General features: G+C 71.2%; 22 protein-coding genes, 1 tRNA gene and 1 pseudogene. 12 read left to right on the top strand and 12 right to left on the bottom strand.

Annotation, left to right across the window (positions count from 1 at the left end):
- Window positions 1-27: 27 nt before the first annotated feature.
- Both GA0070215_RS23375 and GA0070215_RS23370 read left to right on the top strand, forming a co-directional pair.
- Complete coding sequence (locus tag GA0070215_RS23375) at window positions 28-1,875, top strand: glycoside hydrolase family 15 protein (RefSeq protein WP_091049816.1); 1,848 nt, start codon at window positions 28-30, stop codon at window positions 1,873-1,875.
- Window positions 1,876-2,075: 200 nt separating this feature from the next.
- Window positions 2,076-3,809 (top strand): ABC-F family ATP-binding cassette domain-containing protein, encoded by a 1,734-nt coding sequence (locus GA0070215_RS23370; protein ID WP_244167108.1) that lies wholly within the window; start codon window positions 2,076-2,078, stop codon window positions 3,807-3,809.
- A 180-nt stretch (window positions 3,810-3,989) separates the two neighbouring features.
- Here the strand turns inward: GA0070215_RS23370 and GA0070215_RS23365 are convergent, their stop codons facing one another.
- From GA0070215_RS23365 to GA0070215_RS23355, 3 genes are read right to left on the bottom strand one after another with little or no spacing between them, the layout of a single operon-like run.
- Window positions 3,990-4,229: a hypothetical protein gene (locus tag GA0070215_RS23365; protein ID WP_091049812.1), complete on the bottom strand. Its 240-nt coding sequence runs from the start codon at window positions 4,227-4,229 to the stop codon at window positions 3,990-3,992.
- The gene (locus tag GA0070215_RS23360) at window positions 4,226-4,405 is read right to left on the bottom strand and encodes a hypothetical protein (RefSeq protein ID WP_018787085.1); all 180 of its coding nucleotides are present in this window, start codon (window positions 4,403-4,405) and stop codon (window positions 4,226-4,228) included. Before GA0070215_RS23360 ends, GA0070215_RS23365 begins: the two co-directional genes overlap by 4 nt.
- A complete protein-coding gene (locus tag GA0070215_RS23355; protein WP_244167107.1) occupies window positions 4,402-4,698 on the bottom strand; it encodes a hypothetical protein in 297 nt (98 codons plus the stop codon). Before GA0070215_RS23355 ends, GA0070215_RS23360 begins: the two co-directional genes overlap by 4 nt.
- 346 nt (window positions 4,699-5,044) lie before the next feature.
- On the opposite strand from GA0070215_RS23355, the gene GA0070215_RS23350 reads away from it, so the two are divergent.
- The 4 genes from GA0070215_RS23350 (at window position 5,045) to GA0070215_RS23335 (ending at window position 8,152) form a co-directional block, all read left to right on the top strand.
- The gene (locus GA0070215_RS23350; RefSeq protein ID WP_091049807.1) at window positions 5,045-5,803 is read left to right on the top strand and encodes a helix-turn-helix domain-containing protein; all 759 of its coding nucleotides are present in this window, start codon (window positions 5,045-5,047) and stop codon (window positions 5,801-5,803) included.
- Window positions 5,804-5,938: 135 nt separating this feature from the next.
- Window positions 5,939-6,496 (top strand): hypothetical protein, encoded by a 558-nt coding sequence (locus tag GA0070215_RS23345; RefSeq protein WP_091049803.1) that lies wholly within the window; start codon window positions 5,939-5,941, stop codon window positions 6,494-6,496.
- 45 nt (window positions 6,497-6,541) lie between these two features.
- Window positions 6,542-7,315: a hypothetical protein gene (locus tag GA0070215_RS23340; RefSeq protein WP_244167106.1), complete on the top strand. Its 774-nt coding sequence runs from the start codon at window positions 6,542-6,544 to the stop codon at window positions 7,313-7,315.
- 237 nt (window positions 7,316-7,552) lie between these two features.
- The gene (locus tag GA0070215_RS23335) at window positions 7,553-8,152 is read left to right on the top strand and encodes a hypothetical protein (RefSeq protein ID WP_141708240.1); all 600 of its coding nucleotides are present in this window, start codon (window positions 7,553-7,555) and stop codon (window positions 8,150-8,152) included.
- 132 nt (window positions 8,153-8,284) lie between these two features.
- On the opposite strand, the gene GA0070215_RS23330 is transcribed toward GA0070215_RS23335, so the two are convergent.
- From GA0070215_RS23330 to GA0070215_RS23305, 6 genes are all read right to left on the bottom strand, one after another.
- Window positions 8,285-9,214, bottom strand: coding sequence for a phosphotransferase enzyme family protein (locus GA0070215_RS23330; RefSeq protein WP_091049794.1), 930 nt, complete (start codon window positions 9,212-9,214; stop codon window positions 8,285-8,287).
- 1,014 nt (window positions 9,215-10,228) lie between these two features.
- A tRNA-Val gene (locus GA0070215_RS23325) sits at window positions 10,229-10,300 on the bottom strand.
- 83 nt (window positions 10,301-10,383) lie between these two features.
- Complete coding sequence (locus GA0070215_RS23320) at window positions 10,384-10,851, bottom strand: peroxiredoxin (RefSeq protein ID WP_018787090.1); 468 nt, start codon at window positions 10,849-10,851, stop codon at window positions 10,384-10,386.
- Window positions 10,852-10,933: 82 nt separating this feature from the next.
- Window positions 10,934-11,368 carry a DUF3052 domain-containing protein gene (locus tag GA0070215_RS23315; protein WP_013287823.1) on the bottom strand — a complete coding sequence of 145 codons (435 nt, stop codon included), beginning with the start codon at window positions 11,366-11,368 and terminating at the stop codon, window positions 10,934-10,936.
- A gap of 110 nt (window positions 11,369-11,478) precedes the next feature.
- Window positions 11,479-13,905 (bottom strand): transketolase C-terminal domain-containing protein, encoded by a 2,427-nt coding sequence (locus GA0070215_RS23310; protein ID WP_091049789.1) that lies wholly within the window; start codon window positions 13,903-13,905, stop codon window positions 11,479-11,481.
- Window positions 13,906-13,967: 62 nt separating this feature from the next.
- Window positions 13,968-14,438, bottom strand: a complete 471-nt coding sequence (locus GA0070215_RS23305) for a MarR family winged helix-turn-helix transcriptional regulator (RefSeq protein ID WP_018787092.1) — start codon at window positions 14,436-14,438, stop codon at window positions 13,968-13,970.
- A gap of 185 nt (window positions 14,439-14,623) precedes the next feature.
- Between GA0070215_RS23305 and GA0070215_RS23300 the strand changes: the two genes are divergently transcribed.
- Entirely contained in the window at window positions 14,624-16,267 is a 1,644-nt protein-coding gene (locus GA0070215_RS23300) for an alkaline phosphatase D family protein (protein ID WP_018787093.1), read from the top strand.
- Window positions 16,268-16,304: 37 nt separating this feature from the next.
- Here the strand turns inward: GA0070215_RS23300 and GA0070215_RS23295 are convergent, their stop codons facing one another.
- The gene (locus GA0070215_RS23295; protein WP_208600411.1) at window positions 16,305-16,709 is read right to left on the bottom strand and encodes a secondary thiamine-phosphate synthase enzyme YjbQ; all 405 of its coding nucleotides are present in this window, start codon (window positions 16,707-16,709) and stop codon (window positions 16,305-16,307) included.
- A gap of 189 nt (window positions 16,710-16,898) precedes the next feature.
- Between GA0070215_RS23295 and aceE the strand changes: the two genes are divergently transcribed.
- Window positions 16,899-19,643 (top strand): pyruvate dehydrogenase (acetyl-transferring), homodimeric type, encoded by a 2,745-nt coding sequence (gene aceE / locus GA0070215_RS23290; protein WP_091049783.1) that lies wholly within the window; start codon window positions 16,899-16,901, stop codon window positions 19,641-19,643.
- Between the two features lie 137 nt (window positions 19,644-19,780).
- Here the strand turns inward: aceE and GA0070215_RS23285 are convergent, their stop codons facing one another.
- Window positions 19,781-20,227, bottom strand: coding sequence for an SRPBCC family protein (locus GA0070215_RS23285; protein WP_018787096.1), 447 nt, complete (start codon window positions 20,225-20,227; stop codon window positions 19,781-19,783).
- A gap of 201 nt (window positions 20,228-20,428) precedes the next feature.
- Between GA0070215_RS23285 and GA0070215_RS23280 the strand changes: the two are divergent.
- From GA0070215_RS23280 to gltX, 3 genes and pseudogenes are all read left to right on the top strand, one after another.
- Window positions 20,429-21,740 (top strand): annotated as a pseudogene (locus tag GA0070215_RS23280) (GH1 family beta-glucosidase).
- Window positions 21,737-22,948: an MFS transporter gene (locus tag GA0070215_RS23275; protein ID WP_091049779.1), complete on the top strand. Its 1,212-nt coding sequence runs from the start codon at window positions 21,737-21,739 to the stop codon at window positions 22,946-22,948. Before GA0070215_RS23280 ends, GA0070215_RS23275 begins: the two are co-directional and overlap by 4 nt.
- A gap of 145 nt (window positions 22,949-23,093) precedes the next feature.
- Window positions 23,094-24,503, top strand: coding sequence for a glutamate--tRNA ligase (gene gltX / locus GA0070215_RS23270; protein WP_091049776.1), 1,410 nt, complete (start codon window positions 23,094-23,096; stop codon window positions 24,501-24,503).
- An 81-nt stretch (window positions 24,504-24,584) separates the two neighbouring features.
- Here gltX and GA0070215_RS23265 read toward each other — a convergent pair whose 3' ends face one another.
- Window positions 24,585-25,193, bottom strand: coding sequence for a copper resistance CopC family protein (locus GA0070215_RS23265; protein WP_244167105.1), 609 nt, complete (start codon window positions 25,191-25,193; stop codon window positions 24,585-24,587).
- 213 nt (window positions 25,194-25,406) lie between these two features.
- On the opposite strand from GA0070215_RS23265, the gene GA0070215_RS23260 reads away from it, so the two are divergent.
- Window positions 25,407-26,069, top strand: coding sequence for a hypothetical protein (locus tag GA0070215_RS23260; protein WP_091049770.1), 663 nt, complete (start codon window positions 25,407-25,409; stop codon window positions 26,067-26,069).
- The last annotated feature ends 26 nt before the right edge of the window (window positions 26,070-26,095 follow it).

Here is a 26,095-nt window from a genome sequence, read left to right as displayed (position 1 = left end):
GAAGGCAGGCGGAACCTGGGGGGCGATGTGAAGGGCTATCCGGCGATCGAGGATCACGGGCTCATCGGCGACCTCCAGACCGCCGCGCTGGTGACCTGCGACGGGACGATCGACTGGTTCTGCGCGCCGCGCTTCGACTCGCCGAGCATCTTCGCCGGACTGCTGGACAAGGACAAGGGCGGCTTCTTCCAGATCGCCCCGCACGACGTCCGGTACGTCACCAAGCAGCTCTACCTGCCCGGCACCCCGATCCTGATCACCCGGTTCATCAGTGCGGACGGCGTCGCCGAGGTGGTGGACTTCATGCCGGTCACCGGCGAACGGGTCACCGACTCGCACCGCATCGTGCGCATGGTCACCATGGTGCGCGGCAGCATGCGCTTCCGGGTGGAGTGCCGGCCCCGGTTCGACTACGCGCGCCAGAGCCACGGGCTGGAGCGGCACCGCAACGGCTTCCTGTTCCGCAGCCCGTCGGCGACGCTCACTTTCAACCCGATCGACCTGGCGCGGCAACGGTGGGCGCAGACCGCGGACGTCCGGATCGAGGGCGGCGACCTCATCGTCTACGGCACGCTCAACGAGGGCGACACCGGCGGGGTGATCCTGGAGACCGGTAGCGAGGAACCCCGGATCATCCCGCCGGAAGAGGTCCAGGGCATGTTCGAGTGGACCCGGGACTACTGGCGGCGCTGGGTCGAACGCTCCCGCTACACCGGGCGGTGGCGGGAGATGGTCGAGCGCTCCGCCATCACGCTCAAGCTCATGACGTACGCGCCGACCGGCGCGATGATCGCCGCGCCGACCGCCGCGCTGCCCGAGCTGGTCGGCGGCACCCGCAACTGGGACTACCGCTACACCTGGGTACGCGACACCTCGTTCTCGGTGCACGCCCTGCTCGGCCTCGGGTTCACCGAGGAGGTCAGCCGGTACATGGACTGGCTCGACGAGCGCATCCGTGAGGCCGGCGACCACCAGGATCCACTAAAGATCATGTACCGGGTGGACGGCTCCTCGGACCTGCACGAGGAGGTGCTCGACCACCTGGAGGGATACCGGGGCTCCCAACCGGTGCGGATCGGCAACGGCGCGGCCGACCAGCTCCAGCTCGACATCCACGGCGAGGCGCTGTACGCCATGCACCTCGCCGACGAGCAGGGCATCCGCGTGTCGCACCAGGTGTGGAAGAGCACCGTGCGCCTGATCGACTGGCTCTGCCACAACTGGGACCAGCGCGACGCCGGCATCTGGGAGAGCCGCCACCACCCACGCAATTACACGTTCGGCCGGGTGATGTCCTGGGTGGCGCTGGACCGGGCCATCCGCCTGGCCGACCGGACCGGCCGGCCCGGGGACATGAGCTGCTGGACCGAGCAGCGCAACCAGATCTACAACCAGGTCATGGCCCGCGGCTTCCACCGGGAACGCGGCAGCTTCGTGCAGGCGTACGACGAGAACGTGCTCGACGCCGCGCTGCTCTACATGCCGGCGGTCGGCTTCGTCACGCCCACCGACCCGCTCTGGCTGTCCACCCTGGAGTCGATCGAGCGGGACCTGGTCTCGGACAGCCTGGTCCACCGCTACGACCCGCTGCACTCCCCCGACGGCCTGCCCGGCCACGAGGGCACGTTCAACATGTGCACGTTCTGGTACGTCGAGGCGCTGGCCCGCTCCGGCCGGCTGGACGACGCGCGGCTCACCCTGGAGAAGATGTTCACCTTCAGCAACCACCTCGGCCTGTACGCCGAGGAGATCGCCTCCACCGGTGAGCAGATCGGCAACTACCCGCAGGCGTTCAGCCACCTCGCCCTGATCAACTCGGCGCTGACGCTCAACAACCTGCTCGACGCCGAGGCCGACGCCCGCCTCCGCCGATAATCCCGGCGACCCACGGTCCGGCCCCGGGTAGGCTCGCCCGCATGAAATTCCACGCCACCGTCGTGAAGCCCTGGTCCCTCCGCTGACGGCGGCAGGGTGACCGGCTTCTTCTGACGTACCAGCTCTGCTCCGCCGTCCTGGCGTTCCCGCCGGGCGGTGTCCTCGCGCTGCCCGGCTCCACGACGAGCCGAGAGCGGACTGTGAACAACCTCGACAACATTCCCACCCAGGGCGGCCTGCTGCCCGCCGGGCACCGGGCGCACGTGCGCGCCGACGGCGTCCGCGTGGTACGCGGCGGCCGGGTCGTGCTGTCCGACGTCAGCGTGACCGTCTCCGCCGGATCACGCCTGGCCATCGTCGGCGAGAACGGCCGCGGCAAGACCACACTGCTCCACGTGCTGGCCGGCATCATCGCGCCCGACCAGGGCGCAGTGGAACGGCTGGGCACGTTCGGCGTCGCCCGGCAGAACCTGGAGTCGCGCCACGGCGAGACAGTGGGCACGCTCGTCCGGGAGGCGATCCGCGAGTCCGAATGCGCACTGCGGGCGCTGGACGACACCGCCGACGCGCTGGCCGCCGGCCGGGCGGGCGCGGACGACGCGTACGCCACAGCGCTCGACGCGGCGACCCGGCTGGACGCCTGGGACGCGCAGCGGCGCGTCGACGTGGCGCTGGCCGGTCTCGACGCCTGCCCGGACCGGGACCGCCCGCTGGCGACGCTGTCGGTCGGCCAGCGCTACCGGGTCCGGCTGGCGTGCCTGCTCGGGGCCCGGGTCGACCTGCTGATGCTGGACGAGCCGACCAACCACCTCGACGCGGACAGCCTGGCCTTCCTCACCGCGCGGCTGCGCGACCACCCGGGCGGTGTGGTGCTGGTGACCCACGACCGCGCCCTGCTGCGGGACGTGGCCACGGAGTTCCTCGACCTCGACCCCAGCGCGGACGGCCGCCCGCGCCGCTACGCCGGGGACTACACCGCCTGGCAGGACGGGCGCCGCCGCGACTTCGCGCACTGGGTACGCGACCACGAGGCGCAGCAGGCCGAGCACCAGCGCCTGGCCGACGCGGTACGGGAGGCGCAGGGCCGGCTCAGCACCGGCTGGCGTCCGGACAAGGGCCACGGCAAGCACCAGCGCCAGTCCCGCGCCCCCGGGCTGGTCCAGGCGCTGCGACGCCGGCAGGAAGCGCTCGACGAACACCGGATCACCGTCCCGGAGCCACCTCAGCCGCTGCGCTGGCCGCCGCTGGACACCCGGGCCGGACTGCCGATCCTGCAGTGCCACGACGTGACGGTGACCGGACGCCTGCGTACCCGGGTCACGCTCACGCTCGACGGCGGGGACCGCCTGCTGGTGACCGGACCCAACGGTGCGGGCAAGTCGACGCTGCTCTCCGTGCTGGCCGGCGACCTCGTGCCGTCGACCGGGGAGGTCCGCCACCCGTCCGGGGCGCGCGTCGCGTACCTCGGTCAGGAGGTGCCCGACTGGCCTCCCCTGCTGCTCGCCCACGACCTGTACGAGCAGCACGTGGGCCGGCTGCGCTCCACCGGGCGCCTCGGCTCCGGCGCGGCCCTGCCGCTGGGCGCGACGAACCTGCTCGACGCCGAGGCCCGGCGTACCCCGGTCGGCCGGATGTCGCACGGACAGCAACGGCGGCTGAACCTGGCGCTACGCCTGGTCGAACGTCCCGACCTGCTGATCCTCGACGAACCCACGAACCACCTGTCCGCGCCGCTGGTCGACGACCTCACAGCGGCCCTGCTGACGACGCCGGCGGCAGTGGTCGTGGCCACCCACGACCGGCAGATGCTCCACGACCTGGCGGCCTGGCCCACGCTGCCGCTCACCGCCCCGGTCCCGGACCGGCGGGTGACGGCGTTCGCGCCCCCCGGCGAAGCCGGGTCGTTCGATCACGGAGGGTCATCCCCATTCTGAAGGGTGACACTTCCGAGCGATATGCCTGAGAGTCATGAATATGCCTCTCAGGTATATCGCATTTCCGTCCCCACTTTTCTCGCGGCGCTGGCGCCGCCCGCGCCGTGGCGGGCTGCCTCGTCGTACCGGCCGAGTGGATGCGGTTCCGGCGGCGGCTGCGGGAGCGGCGCGGCTGAGCAGTCACCGCCCCCGCGGACCGGCCTCCCGGGTCCACCCGACGAAGCGGCGGTGCAGCGCGCAGGCAGGCGCCCACGGCATGTCCTCGGAGGCCTGCACGAGGTAGGCGCCGAGGTAGAGGGCCAGCGACACGGGCGCACCGGCGTACTCCGCGCGCAGCTCCCGTCTCCGCGTGGGACACGGCCAGGGCAGGTCGCAGCCACCGCAGCTCCAGACCGGCATGACCGGGCCGTGGGTGGTCACCGCGCACCCTCCAGGAACCGCGCGGTGACCGCCCGCGCCTGCCGGCTGGTCGCCCATTCCACCTGCCAGCAGGGGTACGGCGTGAGCCGCGCCCACCACGCCCGGCAGCCGGCACACATACCGTCGAGTCCCCGTACGTGAACCGCGAGGATCGTCTCCTCCGGCCCGCCGATCACTCGTCACTCCCCTGCGGCCAGTGACCACGATTGATCGGAAGCCGGTGCCGCGAATGACAGGGCAGGTCGGCGCCGCACCGGCAGACCCGTCTCCACCGTCGCCAGCACCAGACCGGCCGATGCCGCCGGGCGAACGTCAACGCGGCGGCGGACAGGTACGCGTCGTACGAGACGCGGCGTTCCCGCGTGGCGTCGCCGTCCAGGGACCGTTGCCCACCTCGCGCCTGGTCCAGCAGACGGCGTCGGGCGATCTCCTGCTCCAGGGCCTGAAGGCGCTCGCCGAAGCCGGACACCGCCGACGACGGAAGGTACCGACCGACGAGTCGCCGCGGCAGCAAGGGAATCCCGTACCGGGACAGAGCGGTCCTGAGCCCACCGACGTGCTCGCCGCGAGCTACCTCGGCAGCGGCGAGAGGTCGCCTCTTCGTCGCCCCTCGGTCCACCGCGTGGATCTGTTCGCTCCGGCTCATCGACGGTTCGTCGCCAGTGCTCGGCATCTCCACCTCCGCCAGCAGAAACGCGGTGGCCCTCTCGGCCGCCGCCTGTCCACAGTGACGTCCGGGTGTTACCGATCGCGACGGCACAAGAGCCGACAATCCGACCACATAGGTGGCGACATTTAGGCGACATGGCATTATCGTGGCGAGCATGACCGCCCCCAACACGGTGCTGCGCGGCGTCCGTACCGGAATGCGCATGAGCCAGGACGACTTCGCCCGCGCGCTCCAAGCCGCCGGCCACCGCGTCGGCGAGCCCAACGACGCCAACAAGCGACTCGTCCAGCGGTGGGAGTCCGGTGCGATCGCCGCACCGCGTCCCGTCTACGCCCGCGCCCTGGAGGTCGTCACCGGTCTGCCCATCTCACTGCTCGGCTTCGCCGCAGTGCCCGGTGGACACGTGGCCGACGACCAACACGGCGGCCACGACCTGACATCACCCGTATCGAGCCTGGCCACGCCGGCGCCGTCCTCCAAGCCGGCCACGGCCCACAGGTCGTTCGAGGGCGTGTGGCTCAGCCGCTACCAGTACTACTCCAGCGGCCGGGAGGAGTCCTTCGCCGGGCAGCACTTCGTCGTCCTGTTGCAGCACGGCGACAGGCTGACCGCACGCAGCTTGCCCGGATCGGCGTCCTCGTCTCTGTCGCTGGACCTGACCGTGGACGGCGCCGTCATCACCGGCACCTGGGTGGAACAGACCGACCCGGCCGGTTACTACCGGGGCGCCCGCTATCACGGGGCGATCCAGCTCCTGGCCGAGCCGACGGGCCGAAGGATGGCCGGGAAGTGGGTCGGGTTCGGCAAGGACATGGACGTGAACACCGGTCCGTGGGAGCTTGTCTTCCGCGACGCGTCGACGTCCAAGGCGACGCTGGACCGGTACAACACACCAGCGACGTAGCAAACGCCGCGCATCGCCTCGACGTCGGACAGGAGCGGTGCTCGCGTCGACTACTCTGCACCGGAACACGGCCCGGCACGGTGCCCGTATCCAGCGAAGCCGCGCGTCGTGCCCGCGATACAACAGGAGAACGCTGTGACAGTCCGCGCCACGGACCGGCCGCTGACCCGACTGGAAGCCGCCCAGGCGCAGGCAGGGCACGTGCTCGGTGCCCGGAGGGCCAAGCGGATCGCGGTGTTCGGCAACGGCGCGTTGTATGTCAAGGCCGACACGATGACGCAGGTCATGTCCTGGCTCATCGATTTCGTGGTGTGCCTGTTCGCTGTCGCGGTAGGTGTCGTCGCCCTGTCCGTGGTGGACCGTGCGGTGACCCTCTCCGGCGGTGCCCTCGCCGGCGCGGCGCTGTCGTGGTTCGTACTGGTGCCGGTTCTCTACGGCCTCTGCTACGGCAACGGCCGGGCGCTCGGCGGGGTCCTCACCGGCACGCAGCTCGTGTGCGTCAAGGACGGCAGCCGGATCGGCGTCAAGGCGTGCTGGGCCATGCTGGTCCGGACGCTGTTCATGCCGGTTCTCTTCGTCGTGCTGATGGTGAGCGCGTTCAGTACCGGTTCGTCGGGGACACCCGGTTCGCTCGTGCGGACCGGCATCGACCCGGACGCCACCCGGCGCCTCAACGCCGCGGGCATTCGTTGACCCGTGATCAGCCATATGCTGCACCCCGAGTGGAAGCGGGGACTCATGAGGCTTGCCGATCGAGTTCGCGGCGGATCATTCGTCGCGGGCGTGCTGGTGATGGTGGGGCTTGCCGGCTGTGTGACAGAAGCCGACCCGCCGCCACCCCCGCCGCCCTCGGTCGATCCCGCACCGTCGGCATCGCCCACCGGGCAAGAGGCGCTGATGGCGACGATTCGCCAGCTGGTCGGGCGGGCCGATCTCGGCGACGACATCCGGGAACGCACGATCGAGGCCGGCGAGCCCTATGAACCCTGCGACCTGCTCATTGCCGACCCCGACCGGTCGAACGGTGGCGGGTTGGAATTCGATCAGGTGTGGGGTGCGGGCCTGGAGGTCAATCCCGTAGGGATCTTCGTCGACGTCCGGCCCCCGACAACCCTTCTGAACGTCACGGTGATCGGTCTGCGCGATGCCTCGGCGGCCGCTGCGGCCGCGCGTAAGGCGCGCACCGCACGTTGCCCGAGTAAGGATTTCCGGCTCAACATCGGGATGGCCACCGCGCGGTGGGGCGCACGCACGATGACCATCGGGTCGACGAGCGCGCGGCTGACCACGGCGACGGTGCGCCGGGTGAACCCGGAAAGTGCCGAAGGAATGCCGTTCCTGCCCGGCAACGCGCGGCTGATCTTCGCGCACGGCTCGCTGCTCATCAGTGTCGAGGCGCTCACCTTCTGGCCGCCCAAACTGAGCACCGCCACCGAGGTCACCGCAGTCGCTCAGGAGAAGGCGACGTCCCTGGCAACGGCGATCGTCAAGACCGTCCCCGCGCCAGGTTAGGACGGGGCGCCCCTGCTGGCATCGGCACCCGCTGCCCGAGCTGATACCGACGTTCGATGTCAGGCACATCACCCCGACCCGGGAAGTCGTCGGTGCGGCCGATCTGCCGGTCGGTGGCGGCCCGCCCTGTCCGACTGGTTGACGTCGGCAGCGAACGGGCATCCGATTCTGCGGAGCACGATCCAGCCCGTCGTTTCCGGGCGGCGGTTGTCACCGTCGTCGCTCTATGATTCCGCCGTGGTACAGAACGCTGGCCGCCGCGCCAGACGTCGAAGCAAGATCATAGTGGCCGCCCTGATTGTCGCGCTCGCGCTGCTAGCCACATACCTCACGATCACGCTGCGGTACAAGCTGGACCACGGGAACTTCGGTGCCAATCCGCAGGCGCTGTCGAGCGCCGCTGCTGGCCCCTATACGGAGTATCGCTACCTTGCGCAGCCCGGTCGCAGCATCGAGTACGGGTTCAGCATCGCCAACCGGGGACCGCTCACCATCCGCCTGAAGGAAGTGACGAGCGACGGCCGCCCAGCCTACACCGTTGATCAGGTTCACGTGAACGTGGATGCCGGCCGTGAGGGCTTCGAGCGAGGGAAGGCCACTCCCTTCAAGCCGATCGACCTTGCGGCGGGCGATCAGATATTCGTGTGGGTGACCCTGCGCTTCTCCGACGATCTCCTTCTGAACTACCAGCCTCCGTGTGCGGGGATTTCGCTCGCAACCCAACGCGTGCGATTCGACGTCTTGGGCATGCAGCGCCGGCAAAGCGTTCCGATCGGCTACTTCGTCAGCCTCGAGACACCTGGAGCCGACGGACGGCCTTGCCGCGGTGGCGAGTAACAGCACGCATGCCAATCTTGACGCACGTACGTAATGGCGGGTCGGGCATGGAACACTGGCCCGCCCGGGTCGGCGGCAGAGCTGTTCGAACGGTCCACCGAGTCCAGGGAGTCCACGCTGGCTGGTGACGTTTCACGCTGTCTTGTGGCCCGTGTGCATTCCGGAGGGCTTCTCGGCTCCCAGGCGACCGAGCCATCGGCGCGCATTCTCCAGGCCCATCTCGTTGTCGGACGCGCTCGTGACACCGGTCAGATCGTCGGTGAAGAGGCGGTGGGCGAAGTAGTCAGCCTGCACCGCCCAGCGAAACCGGAGCATGGTCGGCAAGCCGTATTTCACCTCGGCGCGCGTCATCATCTTGCTCTCCAGGTATGCCTCCACCAGGTGATCGGCCTGATCGATGCCCCCGACATACATCACTGCCGAAGCGAGGTCGTACAACAGCGGACCGTTCATCGCGATACTCCAGTCGATCAACCCGCATTCTCCCGTCATGCGGTCGAGCCGGAATGCCTCTGGAGCCGGATCGGTATGTAGCAGACCCCACGACAAGGATCCGGCATCAAGCGCCTCGTACCCTGCAAGGGCGTCCGCCACTGAGGCTCGGACCCAAGGACGAACCGCGAGATGAGGCGCCTGCGTCTCAACCCAGTGAAACCGGTCAGCATCCTTGATCGTCACGCCGCTCAGTGCTGCGTGCACTCGCGCCAGGGTCGCCCCGATCAGCCTTTGCTCGTCCGGGTTCCCGCCGAGCAGCCCGGCGCCCGCGACCCAGTTCAACAATCCGAGCGGCACTTCGTCGACATCGGCGACGAGGCTTCCGTGCCTCGTCACTACCGGGGTGCCCGCTGGAACGCCTGCCGCCTCGACGTGAGCCGCGACCTGAAGCCCGCCGATGAAGAAACGGCGTGATCCCGGCTCGACTGCCTTGGCTACCCATCGTTCGCCGCCCTCAGAGACGAACCACGTCGCCGAATTCATTCCGCCGTTGTGCACCTGGACCGTCGCGTCCGCCAGTCCCCAGTGAGCCTCGATGCAGGCACGCAGCTTTCCGTCACTGATCACCGGCAAGAGTCAAACACCATCCACCGGAACCGGCCACGAACTTCTCATCTCGCGCCTGCTGTCGCCCGCTGAAACGATCTTCTCGGGGCAGGGTCGCGGGCGTGGCAGGTTTCGAACCCGCGACCCCTCGCTTGTCAGTCCTGGGCGCTTGGTCCAGCCCAGTTCGCACGTGCCTCTGACCTCGGGGGGAGTCCATCGATATTCGGGTTCGGCCCGGCCTGTCTGGCCCTGTTGCTGTCGACAGTGCAGGGCGACAACCCGGCTGATTCAGCGCCTACGATATGCCGGTGGAGGGCCTTGGGACGGTCGCACTGATGCTCTGCGGCGCGCTGAGTTGCCTGTTCGTCTGCCTAATGGTGTGCGCCGTCGCTGCGGCATAGGCCGCCTGGCCCAGCCGTCGCCGGTGCCTCAACTCCACGTCATTGGTGACTGATTGCCGACGCTTCACACTGTCTTGAGCCCTGCACGTGCCCCAAGCCCAAACGGCGGTACTTCCTCCACCGGCGAAGACCCGCCCCGGCCATACAACCGCCTGCAGTGCCGAGAATCGCCTCATTGAACGGTCCTGGCTGGTCAACGTACCTGAAGGCGACCAGGAGCCCTACCCCCGCCACCATCACGCCGGCTGCCAGCAGAATGACGCACAAAAGGAAGCGGGCCTGCATGTCGCCAGTAGAGCAGGCCGTCAGCGCTCTCCGCCAGATCGCGGGGCCACCAGGACGGCTGACGGATCGGGATGAGGACAGCAACCGTCGGTCTGCCATCGGCCCGCCCACCGGGGAGCGGGCTGCCGCCCGGCCCGCCATGTCAAGACGGCCTTGACGCACGTCCGGACGCTGGCGGGTCGGGCGTTGATCTGCTCGGCTCGCCCGGGTCGTCGGCGGGCGGGATGGCCCACGCAATCACCCACGGGCCGCAACCCGCCGAGGCAGCAGCACGCCTCGCCGCCGGCGGCCAACCGGGCTACTGAACCACCCGGCTCGCAGGTCCGCGGCTTCCGCTGCTTGTGAAGGGTGGGCGCGGCAGGTTTCGAACCTGCGACCCCTCGCTTGTAAGGCGAGTGCTCTCCCACTGAGCTACGCGCCCGGGACGCCCGTACGGCGGGCCGGAGCGGCCAGCTTACCTGTCCGCCTCCGGCCCTGCGCAACGACGTGCCTGGGGTGTGGGACTCAGGCGGCGACGGCCTCGGCCAGCGCCTTGCGCCAGCCCTGCTGGTCGCGCGCCTCGCCGGGCATGTTCATCTCGGCGAACCGGACCACGCCGGCCTTGTCGATGACGAAGGTGCCCCGGTTGGCGATGCCCGCGACGTCGTTGAAGACGCCGTACGCCTGCGCCACCGCGCCGTGCGGCCAGAAGTCGGCCAGCAGCGGGAACTGGTAGCCCTCCCGGTCGGCCCAGATCTTGTGGGCGTACACGGAGTCGACGCTGACGGTCAGCACCTGGACGTCGTCGTTGAGGTACTCGTTGAGGTTGTCCCGCACCTCGCACAGCTCGCCCTGGCAGATGCCGGTGAAGGCGAGCGGGTAGAAGACCAGCAGCACGGTCTTGCGACCGCGGAGGTCGGAGAGCCGAACCTCCTGGTTGTTCTGGTCCTTGAGCAGGAAGTCGGGCGCCTCGGCGCCAACCTCGATGGGCATGCGTGCTCCCTCGGGGGAATCGATCTGGAGGTGATCAGCCTGCCACACCCGGCGACCGTGGTCGCCGGGTGTGCGGCGCGCCCTACTTCTTGCTCTTGGACCCGCGCCGCATGACGAGGCGGGCTCCGCTCCAGTCGCGGCCGGCGTTGATGGTGGAGGTCTGCTGGAGCCCGGCGGTCTGCGCGCTCTCCGCGACCTCGCTCGGCTCGACGTGTCCGTCGCGGCCGGCCTTCGGGGTCAGGAGCCAGACCACGCCGTTGTCCGCGAGCGGCCCGAGGGCGTCGACGAGGAGCTCGAACAGGTCACCGTCGCCGTCGCGGTGCCAGACCAGAACCGCGTCGACCACCTCGTCGGTGTCCTCGTCGACGAGTTCCCCACAGCGGTCGGTCAGGGCGTCCCGGAGATCGGTGTCGACGTCGTCGTCGTAGCCCATCTCCATGACGACCATGCCCGGCTCGATACCGAACCGGTCCGCCAGGCTGCGTACCCCGTCGGCCTGGCCAGCGGTCGCGCTCACTGTCGCGTGCCTCCTCATCTATCCCTGCTCGTGGCGTCGGGTGACACCGTCGGGCCCAGTCCACACAGTTGCGGCTCGCCGCGCAAGTGGCGCACCGGGTGGAACGGAATTTACCGTGCCAGCAGCGTACGGGCACCCTGGGTGATGGCTTCCGCGGAGACCAGAACCTGACGGGCAGCCGAACCTAATGGTACAAACGAGTCAAGTGCGGCTACGCGGCGCGCGGCGCCCACGTACCCGGTGTCGACGAGCGCGGACAGCACACCCTCGCCCACCCCGCCCGTTCGCCGCGTCTCGTCCACCACCAGCACCCGGCCGGTCGCCGACGCCTCCCGGATGATGTCGGCCACCGGCAGCGGGGCCAGCCAGCGCAGGTCCACCACCCGGCTGCCCACGCCCTCCTCGGCCAGCGTGGCGGCGGCGCGCAACGACATCCGTACCCCGTTACCGAACGTGATGATGGTGAGGTCCTCGGCGGAGCCGATCCCGTAGACGCGGGCCCGCCCTATCGGCACGTGCCGGTCCGCCCAGGTGCCCGGCTCGGCATACTCGGCGACCCACTCGTCGTCACCGTCCGTGTACAGGTCACGGACGTGGTAGAGCGCGATCGGCTCCACGAAGACGCAGACGCTGCCGTCCACCCGGGCCGCCGCCAGGCAGGTGCGCAGCATCGGCGCGGCGTCGTCCGGCCGGGCCGGCACGGCCACCACCAGCCCCGGTACGTCCCGCAGTGCCCCCAGCGAGCTGTCGTCGCGGTCGTGCCCGCCGAGTCCGTCCGGGCTCGCCAGGCCGGGCACCCGCACCACCATCGGGTTGCGGAACGCGCCGCGGGACAGGAACCGCATGGTGGCCGCCTCGCCGCGGAGCTGGTCCTCGGCCCCGTGCAGCGACGTGAGGTGGCGGATCTCCGGCACCGGCAGCAGGCCGGCCAGTCCGGCGCCCAGCCCGAGCCCGAGGATCGACGTCGGGTCCGGCAGCGTGTCGAACACGCGCGCCGCCCCGAACCGGTTCCGCAGCCCCTCGGTAACCCCGTACACCCCGCCCCGGGCGGCGATCTCGTGGCCGAACACCGCCGTCGCGGGGTGGTCGAGCATGCCGTCGGCGAGCGCGGCGTTGATGCTCTGCGCCAGCGTCAGCGGGCCGGTCAGCTCCGGCGGCTTGCCGCCGAACGCCTCCGCCCGCGCCCCGGCGCCCGGCCCGGCCGCGTGTGCCGCCGCCTCGGCGACCGCGCGGGACACCCGGACCGGCCGGCGCGGCGCCAGTTCCCGCACGATCTCGACCGGGGACGCGAGCTTCGGCTCGTCCAGCACCTCCTCGGCCACGCGGCGCAGCTGCCAGCCCCGCTCGTCGTACCGGGCCAGCAGTTCCTCGCCACTGGCGTACCCGGAGGTCACCAGCAGCCGCGCGGTGGCCAGCAGCGGGTCGCGGGCCGCGTCGCCGTCGCCCTGCTCCATCAGCCGGATCGTGCTCAGGTGCAGCACGGCGGGGCGGCGCTGCCGGCGTACCCAGTCCGCCGCCTCCGCCGCGACCCGGTAGGTCGCGGCCACGTCCGTGCCGTCGGCGGCGAAGTATTCGATGCCGGGCCGGGCCCGCAGCGTGGCGGCCACCCAGCCCTCGGTGGAGACGCCGCCGTCCGCGCAGACGAACAGCACCGGGATGCGCAGGCCGGTGTGGTCGTACCAGCCGGTCGTGTTCAGCGCGGCGGTGGCGGTGGCGTGGTCGACCGCGCCGTCGTCGAAGGAGCAGACCACCACGGCGTCCGCGGGCCAGGGCGCCGGCTCGGCCTCGCCGTCGGCGGGCTGCGCGCCGCGGCGCAGCCGCTCCAGTGCGAGCCCCAGGCCGACGGCGCGCGGCAGGTGCGAGCCGGCGGCCGGGGTGGTCGGCACGACGGCCAGGTCGGCGCGGCCGAAGACCTTCGCCCGCCCGCCGGCGGCGGGCTCCTCGGCCGAGGCGACGATGCCGCGCAGCACGTCGCGCGCCGCCGCCGCGTAGGCGTCGTCGGGCGCGGGCTGCGGCAGATCGGGTACGGCGACAGTCGCGTCACCGTCCGCGTCCACGACGATCCCGGCGCCCACGGGAAGGCTCTCCGCCTCCTTCTCCCCCGGGCCGGCGTCGAGATCTCCGGGCGAACCGTCCCCCGCAGGGTCGCTTCCGCGCCGAGACCCGTCCGCTTCCGGCGCGTCGGGGGCGGGCGGGAAGGCGCCGGCGGCCTGGGCGGCGCGCAGGCAGTAGAACGCGCCGGAACGGGCGTGCAGCAGCGCCGGATCGGTCGGGCGCAGCGCGGCGGCCACCGCGGCGTCGCCCTCGTGACCGGCCGACTCGACTGTGAAGTACCCCTCGCCGAAGCCGGACAGCCACCGCCCGGCCAGATCGAGCAGCCGGCTGGTGAGCTGCGCGTCGAACAGGGCCAGCGCCTGCGCCCCGGTCAACGGCCCGCCGTCGGGCAGTGCTTCGCCCAGGTCGCGCCGCTGGTCGGGCGCCCCGAGCGCGGCCAGTTCGGCTCGGAGCCGGTCGTCGAGATCGCGCGGGGTGGTCACGCGGACAGCATTACCGACTCGGGCCCGCCTCGCCCAGTCGGACACGTTCCGCCCGGCGTGGCTCAGACCTGGCCACACTCCTGCGGGCAGCCGCCGTCGGCGACCTTGAGCACCAGGTCCCGCAGGATGGCCAGTTCGTCGGTGCTCAGTCCGTCGAGGAGTCGGGAGTCCGACATCACCTGACGGAGCCGGTCGCGTACCTGCCGCCCCCGCCCGGTGACCACGAGCGTCCTCTGCCGCCGGTCGGCCGGGTCGGTACGCCGTTGCACCAGCCCGGCCTGCTCCAGGCGATCGGCCAGGCCGGTGACGTTGGACCTGTCGCAGCCGAGCTGCACGGCGAGGTCACGGGCGGGCAGCGGGCGGTCCGGGTCCAGTTCGTGCAGCGCCCGGGCGACCGCCGGGGTGAGGCCCAGCGCCGCGATCCCCTCGTCCTGGTGGTGCCGCATCGCGGCGGCGACGTGCAGGATCCGGCGCACGGTCTCCCCGGCCAGGTCCGCCCGGTCGTGGACGGCGGGAACGGTGGATTGCGCCATCCGGTCATCGTATTGGCGAGTCGATCTTCGATCAGCCGAACGGTCGGGCACCTCCTGCAACCGATTGCCGATCATGAAGCGCTGTTCGGCGGAAATCCCCGGCCGGTCGTCCGCGCGTCACCTTCCGGCCATCGACGTCCGTGAGGCTGCCCGGAGTCGACGAACCGGACTCCGGGAGGAAAACCGTGGCTCTGTCCCGACGTACCATCCTGCTCAGCGGCGCGGCGCTCGGCGCCGCCGGCGCGGCAGCCGGCCTGCCGGTCGCGGCCGCCGCGTCGCCCGGCCCGCTGCGCCACGACCCGTTCACGCTCGGCGTGGCCTCCGGCGACCCGGACCACGACGGCTTCGTGCTCTGGACCCGGCTGGCGCCGGAGCCGCTGGCCGAGGACGGCCTGGGCGGCATGCCGTCACGGGTCGTGCCGGTGGCCTGGGAGGTGGCCGCCGACGAACGCTTCCGGCACGTGGTACGCCGGGGCGTACGGCTGGCCCGGCCCGAGTCCGCGCACAGCGTGCACGTCGAACTGAACGGCCTGCTGCCCGGGCGGGAGTACTTCTACCGGTTCCGCGCCGAGCGCTGGCTGTCCCCGGCCGGGCGGACCCGGACCGCCCCGGCGCCGTGGACGATGCCGTCCGCCCTCGCGATGGGCTTCGCCTCCTGCTCCCAGTACGAGCACGGCTACTTCACCGCGTACCGGCGGCTGGCCGAGACCGAGCCGGAGCTGATCCTGCACCTCGGCGACTACCAGTACGAGTACGCCAAGGACACCTACAACGTCCCCGGCGGCAACCCGCGCGACCACGAGGGGCCGGAGACCCGGACGCTGGCGAACTACCGGCAGCGGCACGCCCAGTACAAGACCGACACCGACCTGCAGGCGGCGCACGCGGTCGCGCCGTGGGTGGTGGTCTTCGACGACCACGAGGTGGAGAACAACTGGGCCGACGAGGTGCCCGAGGCGCCCGATCCGGACTTCCCCGCGCGGCGCGCGGCGGCGTTCCAGGCGTACTACGAGAACATGCCGCTGCGCCGTACCTCGATCCCGCGCGGCATCGACATGCAGCTCTACCGGCGGGTGCGCTGGGGGCGGCTGGCCACCTTCCACATGCTCGACACCCGGCAGTACCGGGACGACCAGGCGTGCGGCGACGGCTACAAGAGCTGCGCGGACGCGTCCGACCCGGCCCGCTCGATCACCGGCGCCGCCCAGGAGGCGTGGCTGCTGGACGGCTTCCGCCGTTCCGAGGCGCGCTGGGACCTGCTCGGCCAGCAGGTCTTCTTCGCCCAGCGGGACAACAACTCCGGTCCGCTGACGGTGACGAGCATGGACGCCTGGGACGGGTACGCCGCCTCCCGGGACCGGATCACCAGGGGCTGGACGGCCGCCGGGGTCCGCAACCCGGTGGTGCTCACCGGCGACGTGCACGCGCACTGGGCCAGCGACCTGAAGCTGGACTACGCCGACCCGACCTCGCGCACCGTCGGCAGCGAACTGGTCTGCTCGTCGATCACCTCGACCGGCGACGGCGCCGACTCGCCGACCGGCTCGCACCCGTGGCTGGCGTTCAACCCGCACCTGCGCTTCCAGAACAGCCTGCGGGGGTACGTGCGCACCACGATCACGCCGACCGAGCTGACCGCGAATTTCGACGTGCTGCCGTACGTGAGCCGGCCGGACGCGCCCGCGTACACCCGGGCCACGTTCGTGATCGAGGACCGCGTACCCGGACTGAACCTGACGTACGACCGGCCGCCGGCCGCGGCGCGTACCGCCGCCCCCGGTGTCGACCAGGGCCGGCAGACGGTGGAGGCGGAGACGGTCCGCCCGTGACGGCGCGGCCGGGCCGGGCGCGCGGCGCCCGGTCCGGTCAGCCGGCCAGGAACGAGAGGCGCACCTGACGGTCGGGGTTGTCGCCGTTGGTGTCGACCAGGCAGATCGACTGCCAGGTGCCGAGCTGGAGCCGCCCGCCGAGCACCGGCAGCGTCGCGTACGGCGGCACGAAGGCGGGCAGCACGTGGTCGCGGCCGTGGCCGGGTGAGCCGTGCCGGTGCCGCCACCTGTCGTCGCTGGGAAGCAGGTCGTCGAGCGCCCGCAGCAGGTCGTCGTCGGAGCCGGCGCCGGTCTCGATGATCGCCAGCCCGGCGGTGGCGTGCGGGACGAAGACGTGCAGCAGGCCGTCGCCGGCCCCGGACACGAACCGCTCGGCCTCGCTCGTGATGTCCCGGACGGTCGGCCGGGAGCCGGTCCGGACGGTGATCACCTCACTGCGCATACGGCGCATTCTGCCGCAGTGCCCGGTTCCCCGCCGCGCCCGGTGATAGCGCACCCGGTCATCGCGCAAAGTTACTGGTGGGTACCTGTGTTCAGCGTCGCGTCTGAGGGTGGGAGAGGTGACGGCACACGCCACCAGGGGGCAGGATGGCGCTAGAGACCTATCCCACACGAAACCGAGGGAACGCCTGTGGCTACGGAACGCAAGCGCCCGGTGATCACCGCTGGTCTGCCGAGCCAGCTTCCGGACATCGACCCTGAAGAGACCAGCGAATGGGTCGAGTCACTCGACGGTGTCATCGACGAGCGCGGGACAAAGCGAGCCCGGTACGTCATGCTGCGCCTGCTGGAGCGGGCCCGCGAGCGGCAGGTCGGGGTGCCGTCCCTGACCACCACCGACTACATCAACACGATCCCGCCGGAGCGCGAACCGTGGTTCCCGGGCGACGAGCACGTCGAGCGGCGGCTGCGGGCGTACATCAGGTGGAACGCCGCGATGCTGGTGCACCGGGCGCAGCGCCCGGAGATCGGCGTCGGTGGGCACATCTCCACGTTCGCCAGCTCGGCGTCCCTCTACGAGGTGGGCTTCAACCACTTCTTCCGGGGCAAGAACCACCCGGGCGGCGGCGACCAGATCTTCTACCAGGGTCACGCCTCCCCCGGCATGTACGCGCGGGCGTTCCTGGAGGGCCGGCTCAGCGAAAGCCAGCTCGACGGCTTCCGGCAGGAGCTGTCGCACCCCGGTGGCGGGCTGCCGTCGTATCCGCACCCGCGGCTGATGCCGGACTTCTGGGAGTTCCCCACCGTCTCCATGGGTCTCGGCCCGTTGAACGCCATCTACCAGGCGCGGTTCAACCGCTACCTGCAGCACCGGGGCATCAAGGACACCTCCCAGCAGCACGTCTGGGCGTTCCTCGGCGACGGCGAGATGGACGAGGTCGAGTCGCTCGGCGCGATCGGCGTGGCCGCCCGTGAGGAGCTGGACAACCTCACCTTCGTGATCAACTGCAACCTCCAGCGTCTGGACGGACCGGTCCGCGGCAACGGCAAGGTCATGCAGGAACTGGAGGCGTTCTTCCGGGGCGCCGGCTGGAACGTCATCAAGGTCGTCTGGGGCCGCGAGTGGGACCCGCTGCTCGCCGCGGACACCGACGGCGCGCTGGTCAACCTGATGAACACCACGCCCGACGGTGACTACCAGACCTACAAGGCGGAGTCCGGGGCGTACGTCCGGGAGCACTTCTTCGGCCGCGACCCGCGGACCCGCAAGATGGTCGAGCAGCTCTCCGACGACGAGATCTGGAACCTCAAGCGGGGTGGCCACGACTACCGCAAGCTCTACGCGGCCTACAAGGCGGCGATGGAGCACACCGGCCAGCCGACGGTGATCCTGGCCAAGACGATCAAGGGCTGGACGCTCGGCTCGCACTTCGAGGGCCGTAACGCCACGCACCAGATGAAGAAGCTGACGCTGGAGGACCTGAAGCTCTTCCGCGACCGCCTCTACCTGGACATCCCGGACAAGGCTCTGGAGGAGGACCCCTACCTCCCGCCGTACTACACGCCGGGTGAGAAGTCCGACGAAGTCGCCTACCTGAAGGACCGGCGTCAGCAGCTCGGCGGCTACCTGCCCACGCGCAGCACCGCGCGCAAGACGCTGACCATCCCGGGCACCGAGCGGTTCTCCGACGTCAAGCGCGGGTCGGGCAAGCAGAAGGTCGCCACCACGATGGCCTTCGTCCGCCTGCTCAAGGACATCATGAAGGACAAGGAGTTCGGCAAGCGCTGGGTGCCGATCATCCCGGACGAGGCCCGTACCTTCGGTATGGACTCGCTGTTCCCGACCCAGAAGATCTACTCGCCGCACGGCCAGCGCTACACCTCGGTGGACCGGGAGCTGTTCCTGTCCTACAAGGAGTCGACCGCCGGCCAGATCCTGCACGAGGGGATCAACGAGGCCGGGTCGGTGGCCTCGTTCACTGCCGCGGGCACGGCGTACGCCACCCACGGTGAGCCGATGATCCCGCTGTACATCTTCTACTCGATGTTCGGCTTCCAGCGCACCGGCGACGGGTTCTGGGCGGCGGCGGACCAGATGGCACGGGGCTTCGTGCTCGGCGCGACCGCCGGCCGGACCACACTCAACGGCGAGGGCCTCCAGCACGAGGACGGCCACTCGCTGCTGCTCGCCGCCACCAACCCGGCGGTGGTCTCCTACGACGCGGCGTTCGCCTTCGAGCTGGCGCACATCGTGGAGAACGGCCTGCACCGGATGTACGGCGAGGCGCAGGAGAACATCTTCTACTACCTCACCGTCTACAACGAGCCGATCTTCCAGCCGGTCGAGCCGGAGGGCGTGGACGTCGAGGGCATCCTCAAGGGCATCCACCGCTACTCCCCCGCACCGCAGGTCGGCGACGACGCGCCGAAGGCGAACATCCTCGCCTCCGGCACCGGCATGCAGTGGGCGCTCAAGGCCCAGCAGCTGCTCGCCGAGGACTGGGGCGTGTCAGCCGACGTGTGGTCGGTGACGTCCTGGACCGAGCTGCGCCGCGACGCGGTCCAGTGCGAGGAGTACAACCTGCTCAACCCGGGCGAGGAGCCGCGGGTGCCGTACGTCGCGCGGAAGCTGGCCGACGCCGACGGGCCGAAGGTCGCGGTCAGCGACTGGATGCGCGCGGTACCGGACCTGATCGCCCGCTGGGTACCCGGGGACTACACCTCGCTCGGCACCGACGGCTTCGGCATGTCGGACACCCGGCACGCGCTGCGCCGCCACTTCCATGTGGACGCCGAGTCGGTCGCGGTGGCCACGCTGCGCCAGCTCGCGCTGCGCGGCGTGGTGCCGGCCCACGTGCCGGCCGACGCGGCCCGCAAGTACGCGCTGGACGACGTCAACGCCGCTCCGGTCGGCGAGACCGGCGGCGACAGCTGAAGGAAGGGCCCCTTCTTAACGCCTCCGGTAGAGGAGGGGCCCCTTCTTAACACCTCGGGCGGAGACGACGACGGCCCGGCGTCCCTGGCGGGAACGCCGGGCCGTCACCATCGCGGGCGACGCCGGGACGGGCTCGGTCAGCCGACGGCGGCCAGGTCGGTCAGCCGGGCCAGCGAGTCCTCCAGGTCGGCGCCGACCCGGCGCAGGCCGAGCCGGAGCAGGGCCGCCTTGACGGGTCCGGCGGGCCACCGCACGACGATCAGGCGGACGACTGTGCCGCCCTCCTCCTCGTCCGGGGTCAGCTGGACGTAGATCTCGGTGCGCGCCTCGGCCCTGGCGCCGGCACCCTTGGCACGTTCGCGCCAGCCGATCAGGGTCGGTTCCTGGAAGGCGATCACCTCGGCCTCGTGCGCGGCGCCGCGTCCGGCCTGGACCAGCTGCCGCCGCCCGAATCCCTCCCCGGACAGGACCTCCGCCGCGCGGACTCCCGCCAGCCAGGCCGGCAGCTGCTCGGCGCGCTGCACGACGTCCCAGACCACTTCCACCGGCGCCGCCACGTGTGCGCTGCGTTCCACGAGGATCATGAGTATCTTTCCCCCACTTAAATCACATCCGCGATATTTGGCACTCTATGTGTAAATCGGACTTAAGCGGACGGGTTCGGAAAAGACACGCCGAACCGCCTTGCGTCATCCACCCACGACGACCTATGGCGCAGCGGTCCGCAGGACCCTAGAGTCGCGAGCACGCTTCACGTCTTGGAGGGTGACTTGACGACCGCGCCGATGCCCGAGTTCCCCGCCGGCTTCCGCTGGGGGGTCTCCACCTCCGCCTACCAGATTGAGGGCGCGACCTCGGTCGACGGTCGCGGTCCGTCCATCTGGGACACGTTCGCCCACTCCCCGGGCCGGATCGCCGACGGCAGCACCGGCGACCAGGCATGCGACCACTACCACAGGTACGCCGAGGACACCGCGCTGCTGGCCGGGCTGGGGGTGTCCGCGTACCGGTTCTCGATCGCCTGGCCGCGGATCCAGCCCGCCGGCACCGGCGCGGCGAACGCCGCTGGGCTGGACTTCTACGACCGGCTGGTGGACGGCCTCCTCGCCGTCGGCGTGGACCCGGTCGCCACGCTGTTCCACTGGGATCTGCCGCAGGCGCTGGAGGACGCCGGCGGGTGGCTGCACCGGGACACCGCCGCCCGCTTCGCCGAGTACGCCGACCTGACCGCGGCGCGCCTCGGCGACCGGGTCAAACTCTGGATCACGCTCAACGAGCCGTTCATCCATGAGCCTCGGCCACGGCATGGGCGAGCACGCGCCCGGCCGGACGCTGCTGTTCGACGCCTTCCCGGTGGCCCACCACCAGCTCCTCGGGCACGGCCTCGCGGTCGCGGCGCTGCGCGCCCGCAGCACGTCCCCCGTGGCGATCGCCAACAACTACTCCCCGGTGCGGCCGGCCGGCGACACCGACGCGGACCGGGCCGCCGCCGCGGCGTACGACGCGCTGCACAACCGGCTGTTCACCGATCCGCTGCTCGGACGCGGCTACCCGGACGCGCTCGGCCTCGACCCGGGCGTGATGCGCGACGGCGACCTGGACGTGATCGCCGCCCCGATCGACGTGCTCGGCGTCAACTACTACAACCCGACCGGCATCCGGGCGCCGGAGGCGGACTCGCCGCTGCCGTTCGAGCTCGTGCCGCTGGAGGGCTACCCGCGTACCGCGTTCGACTGGCCGGTGGCCCCGGACGGGCTTCGCGAACTGCTGCTCCTCCTGCACGAGCGGTACGGCGGCGCGCTGCCGCCGATCCAGGTCACCGAGAGCGGCTGCGCGTACGCCGACGCGCCCGACGCCGACGGCCGGGTGCACGACCCGGAGCGGATCGCGTACCTGGACGGGCACATCCGCGCGGTGCGCCAGGCGATGGCCGAGGGCGTGCCGGTGACCGGGTACTTCGTCTGGTCGCTGCTGGACAACTGGGAGTGGGCCGAGGGCTTCACCAAGCGGTTCGGCCTGGTACACGTCGACTTCGACACGCAGCGGCGGACGCCGAAGTCGTCGTACGCCTGGTTCTCGGATCTGGTCCGACGATGACCACGATGAACCCGACGCCGGCCTCGCTGCCGGCGGCGCTCGCGGAGCCGACCGTCCCGGTACGGCGGGGCTGGATCGCGCTGATCTTCGCGGCCAACCTCGGGGTCTGGATGGCGTTCTTCACTCCGATCCAGGTGCTGCTGCCGCAGCAGGTGGAACGGATCGCCCCGGCCGACAAGGAAGCCATGCTGGCGGTGGTCACCGGCCTCGGCGCGCTCGCCGCAGTGCTGGCGAACCCGCTGGCCGGGGCGCTGTCCGACCGCACCTCGCTGCGGCTGGCCAACCGGCACTTCGGCCGCCGGCACGTCTGGACCGCGCTCGGCGCGGTCGTCGGCGCGCTCGCCCTGGTGCTGCTGGCCCGGGAGAACACCATCGCCGGGGTGGCGGTGGCCTGGGTGGCCGCGCAGGTCTGCTTCAACGCGATGCTGGCCAGCCTCACCGCCGCGATCCCGGACCGGGTGCCGGTGGCACAGCGCGGCGGCGTGTCCGGCTGGGTGGGCATCCCGCAGGCGCTGGGCCTGGTGCTCGGCGCGGTGCTGGTGACCGCCGTGGTCACCGGCAACGCGGCCGGGTACGCGGCGATCGCGCTCGCCGTGCTGCTGCTGTCGCTGCCGTTCGCGCTGCTGACCCAGGACGACCACCTGCCCCGGGAGCACCGCTCGCCGCTGCGGCTGCGGTCCCTGTTCGCCTCGATGTGGATCAGCCCGCGCCGCCACCCCGACTTCGCCTGGGCCTGGTTCACCCGGTTCCTGGTGCAGACCGGCAACGCGCTGGGCACGCTCTACCTGCTCTACACGCTGGGCATGGTGCTCACCGCTGTGGTCGCCGGGCGGATGTCCGACCGCTCCGGCCGGCGCAAGGTCTTCGTGATCGCCTCGGGGTTGATCATGGCGGTGGCGGCGGTACTGCTGGCGGCGGCGCCGGTCTGGCCGATGGCGATCGTGGCGGCGCTGCTGCTCGGCGCCGGGTACGGCGTCTACCTGTCGGTGGACGCGGCGCTGATCACCCAGGTGCTGCCCGCCGCCACCGACCGGGCCAAGGACCTCGGCGTGATCAACATCGCCAACTCGGCGCCGCAGGTGCTCGGCCCGGCGCTGTCCGCGCCGATCGTCGTGCACCTCGGCGGCTACCCGACGCTGTACGCGGTCACCGCGGCGGTCACAGTGCTCGGCAGCGCCCTGGTCGTGAAGATCCGCTCCGTGCCGTGACGCCCGCCGGCCGCCGCGCGTGTTGACGCGTGCTGGCGCGTGCTGGCGCGTGCTGGCGCGTGTTAAGAAGGGGCCCCTTCACCTCCGGAGACGTTAAGAAGGGGCCCTTCCTTACACGGTGGCGGCCCGCCGTAGGCTGGGGGGCGTGACGGTACGTGTACGCTTCGCCCCCTCCCCGACCGGTATGTTCCATGTCGGTGGCGCCCGCTCGGCGCTGCAGAACTGGATCTTCGCCAAGCAGCAGGGCGGGGTGTTCGTGCTGCGCATCGAGGACACCGACGCGGCACGTAACCGGCCCGAGTGGACCGAGGGCATCCTCTCCGCGCTCGACTGGATCGGCATCGCCCGGGGCAGCTACGAGGGGCCGTACTTCCAGTCCTCGTACGCGGGCGAGCACCGGGCCGCCGCACAGCGGCTGTACGAGGGCGGCCGGGCCTACTACTGCGACTGCACCCGGGACGACGTGCAGGCGCGGACCGGTCCGCAGCAGCGCGGCTACGACGGCTTCTGCCGCGACCGTGGCCTGGAACCGGGCGAGGGCCGGGCACTGCGCTTCCGTACGCCGGACGCGGGCGAGACGGTGGTGGTCGACCTGGTCCGCGGCGAGCCGACGTTCGAGAACAAGCTGATCGAGGACTTCGTCATCGCCCGCGGTGACGGCTCCCCGGTGTTCCTGCTGGCGAACGTGGTCGACGACATGTCGATGGGGATCACCCACGTGATCCGGGCCGAGGAGCACCTGCCGAACACCCCGAAGCAGCAGTTGCTGTGGGACGCGCTCGGCGTCAAGCCGCCGGTCTGGGCGCACGTGCCGGTGGTGGTGAACGAGAAGCGGCAGAAGCTGTCCAAGCGGCGGGACAAGGTCGCGCTGGAGGCGTACCGGGACGAGGGCTACCTCGCCGACGCGATGCGCAACTACCTGATGCTGCTGGGCTGGGCGCCCTCGGGCGACCGGGAGATCGTGCCCTGGCCGGTGATCGAGGAGGAGTTCCGGCTGGACGAGGTCAACCCGTCCCCGGCGTTCTTCGACGAGAAGAAGCTGCGCGCGTTCAACGGCGACTACATCCGGGCGCTGCCGGTGGCCGACTTCGTCGAGGCGTGCCGTCCATGGCTCACCGGCACCGGGACCATCGCCCCGCCGCCGTGGCGGCCCGACGAGTTCGACCCGGCCGCGTTCGCGGCGGTGGCCCCGCTGGCGCAGACCCGGATCGCGGTGCTCAGCGAGATCGTGCCGAACGTCGACTTCCTGTTCCTGGCCGACCCGCTGATCGACGAGGCGGCCTGGGCGAAGGCGATGAAGGAGGGCGCCGCCGACCTGCTGGACGCGGCGATCGCCGCGTTCGAGGCGCTGGAGTCCTGGGACGCCGAGTCGCTGAAGGCCACGCTGGAGGCGGTCGGCGCGGAGCGCGGGCTGAAGCTGGGCAAGGCGCAGGCGCCGGTACGCGTCGCGGTCACCGGGCGCACCGTCGGCCTGCCCCTGTTCGAGTCGCTGGAGGTGCTCGGCCGCGACCGTACGCTGACCCGGTTGCGCGCCGCCCGCGTACGCCTGGTCTGAGCCGCAGGCAGGGCGCCGGTTCCGACGCTCGGGCGTGTCGGGGCCGGAAAGCGGTACCTCGGTCGAGCGCGCTGGCCACGATCACCGGCGGGTGGCCCGGCGGCGCAGCAGCAGCCCGCCGCCCAGCGCCGCGAGCACCACCACCGCGCCGGCCGCCCACAGCCAGCCCGTATCGCCGTCGTCGTCCGCTCCGGCGGCGGCCGGGGTCGGGCTCGCCGCGGACGGCGCGGCGCTGGTCGGCGCGGCGTTGGGTACAGCGCTGGTGGGCGCGGCGGTGGGTGCGGCACTGGTGGGCGGCGTGCTCGCCGACGAGGGCTCTGCCGGGGTGCCGGTGGTCAGTGTGAACCGGATCTCCCCCTTGACCGGATGGCCGTCGTCGGACGCGAGCCGGTAGGTGACGATGTAGAGACCGGCCGCTCCCGGCCGGAACGGGACCGTCACGCGTTTGCCGGCGAAGGTCGGTGTGCCGCCGGTCGCGGCCACGTTGTCCGGGCCGGTGACGGTGACCTCGGTGGTGGCCTCCTTCGGCGTGGCGAGGAACCGCAGCTCGATCCGCTCCGGTGCGGCGGCCAGCCGGGCCCCGTCTCGCGGATCACTGCCGGTCAGCGAGTTGTGCGCGGCGGCCGGCGCGGCCGGCAGCAGCGCGGATGCCGCGACCACCCCGAGCACCACCGCCCAGGTACGCGCCACACGGGCGACCCTGCCCCCCATGGTTCCCCCCGTCCGGGTAGGATCCGGCCGATGATCATCGACCGTTCTTTGGTCGGTCACAGCTCGCAGATAGTTCCAAATACTCTTCCACCAGCTGCAACCGAGCGCCGTTCTGCGGAGTCTTTGTGGTGGGCACCGGTCCAGTGTGACCTGCAGCGGAAGCCAGCCATCGAACGGGGCGAGGAGGCGGCGATGATCCGAAGGGTGAGACGGCTGGCCGCCGTGACCGGGAGCGTGGCGGCTCTCGCGTGCACGCTGGCCCTGGCCGGCACGGCGACGGCCCAGGCGGCGCCCAAGCCGAAGGCGGCGGCCCCGACCGGCGTCGACATCAGCGGGGAGCGGCTCGACGCGCCGCTGAAGCTGCGGTCCGACACCAGCCCGAACGAGGTCAACCTGCTGGTCGACCAGGTCAAGTGGTTGGGCACCACCGGCCAGCTGCGCGGCCCGGCCGCGAAGGATCTCGGTCCGAAGTACACGGTGGTGGTGCTCGTCGCCGCCGGCCCACAGCGTGCCTACGACCTGTTCCCGCTGGCCAAGGGCGGTCCGCGGATCTACCGGCCGGGTAAGCAGCCGGACCAGAGCAGCACCCGTGCCGGCTGGTTCTTCGGGCGGCTCAACATGCCCGAGACGCTGCGCTCGGTCGGCGTGCCGATGCCGGCGCAGTTCGACACGCTCGCCGGCGGCATCGGCGGCGGCGAGCGGGTGCTTCCGGAGGAGGCGCTCGACCCGGTGCAGAACATCGACACCGCGCTCGGTGAACTCCAGCGGCTGCTGCTGCTCAACGTGGGCGTCGTGCTGGTCATCACCGCCGGGCTGGCCGGCATCGCACTCCTGGTCCGCCGCCGCACCCGCTGAGCCGCGGCAGCCCGGCCCGAACCCCT

The organism is Micromonospora marina (assembly GCF_900091565.1).
GTDB classification, from domain to species: Bacteria; Actinomycetota; Actinomycetes; order Mycobacteriales; family Micromonosporaceae; genus Micromonospora; species Micromonospora marina.
Note: the sequence above shows the minus strand (reverse complement) of the source record. Positions and strands in the feature narration are given on the sequence as shown.

Coding starts and splice junctions, on each gene's coding strand:
- GA0070215_RS23340 (WP_244167106.1), top strand. CDS start 6,542: ATGAGGCTTGCCGATCGAGTTCGCGGCGGATCATTCGTCGCGGGCGTG.
- GA0070215_RS23320 (WP_018787090.1), bottom strand. CDS start 10,851: ATGCCCATCGAGGTTGGCGCCGAGGCGCCCGACTTCCTGCTCAAGGAC.
- GA0070215_RS23305 (WP_018787092.1), bottom strand. CDS start 14,438: ATGGCGCAATCCACCGTTCCCGCCGTCCACGACCGGGCGGACCTGGCC.
- GA0070215_RS23295 (WP_208600411.1), bottom strand. CDS start 16,709: ATGCGCAGTGAGGTGATCACCGTCCGGACCGGCTCCCGGCCGACCGTC.
- GA0070215_RS23285 (WP_018787096.1), bottom strand. CDS start 20,227: ATGATCCTCGTGGAACGCAGCGCACACGTGGCGGCGCCGGTGGAAGTG.
- GA0070215_RS23275 (WP_091049779.1), top strand. CDS start 21,737: ATGACCACGATGAACCCGACGCCGGCCTCGCTGCCGGCGGCGCTCGCG.
- GA0070215_RS23260 (WP_091049770.1), top strand. CDS start 25,407: ATGATCCGAAGGGTGAGACGGCTGGCCGCCGTGACCGGGAGCGTGGCG.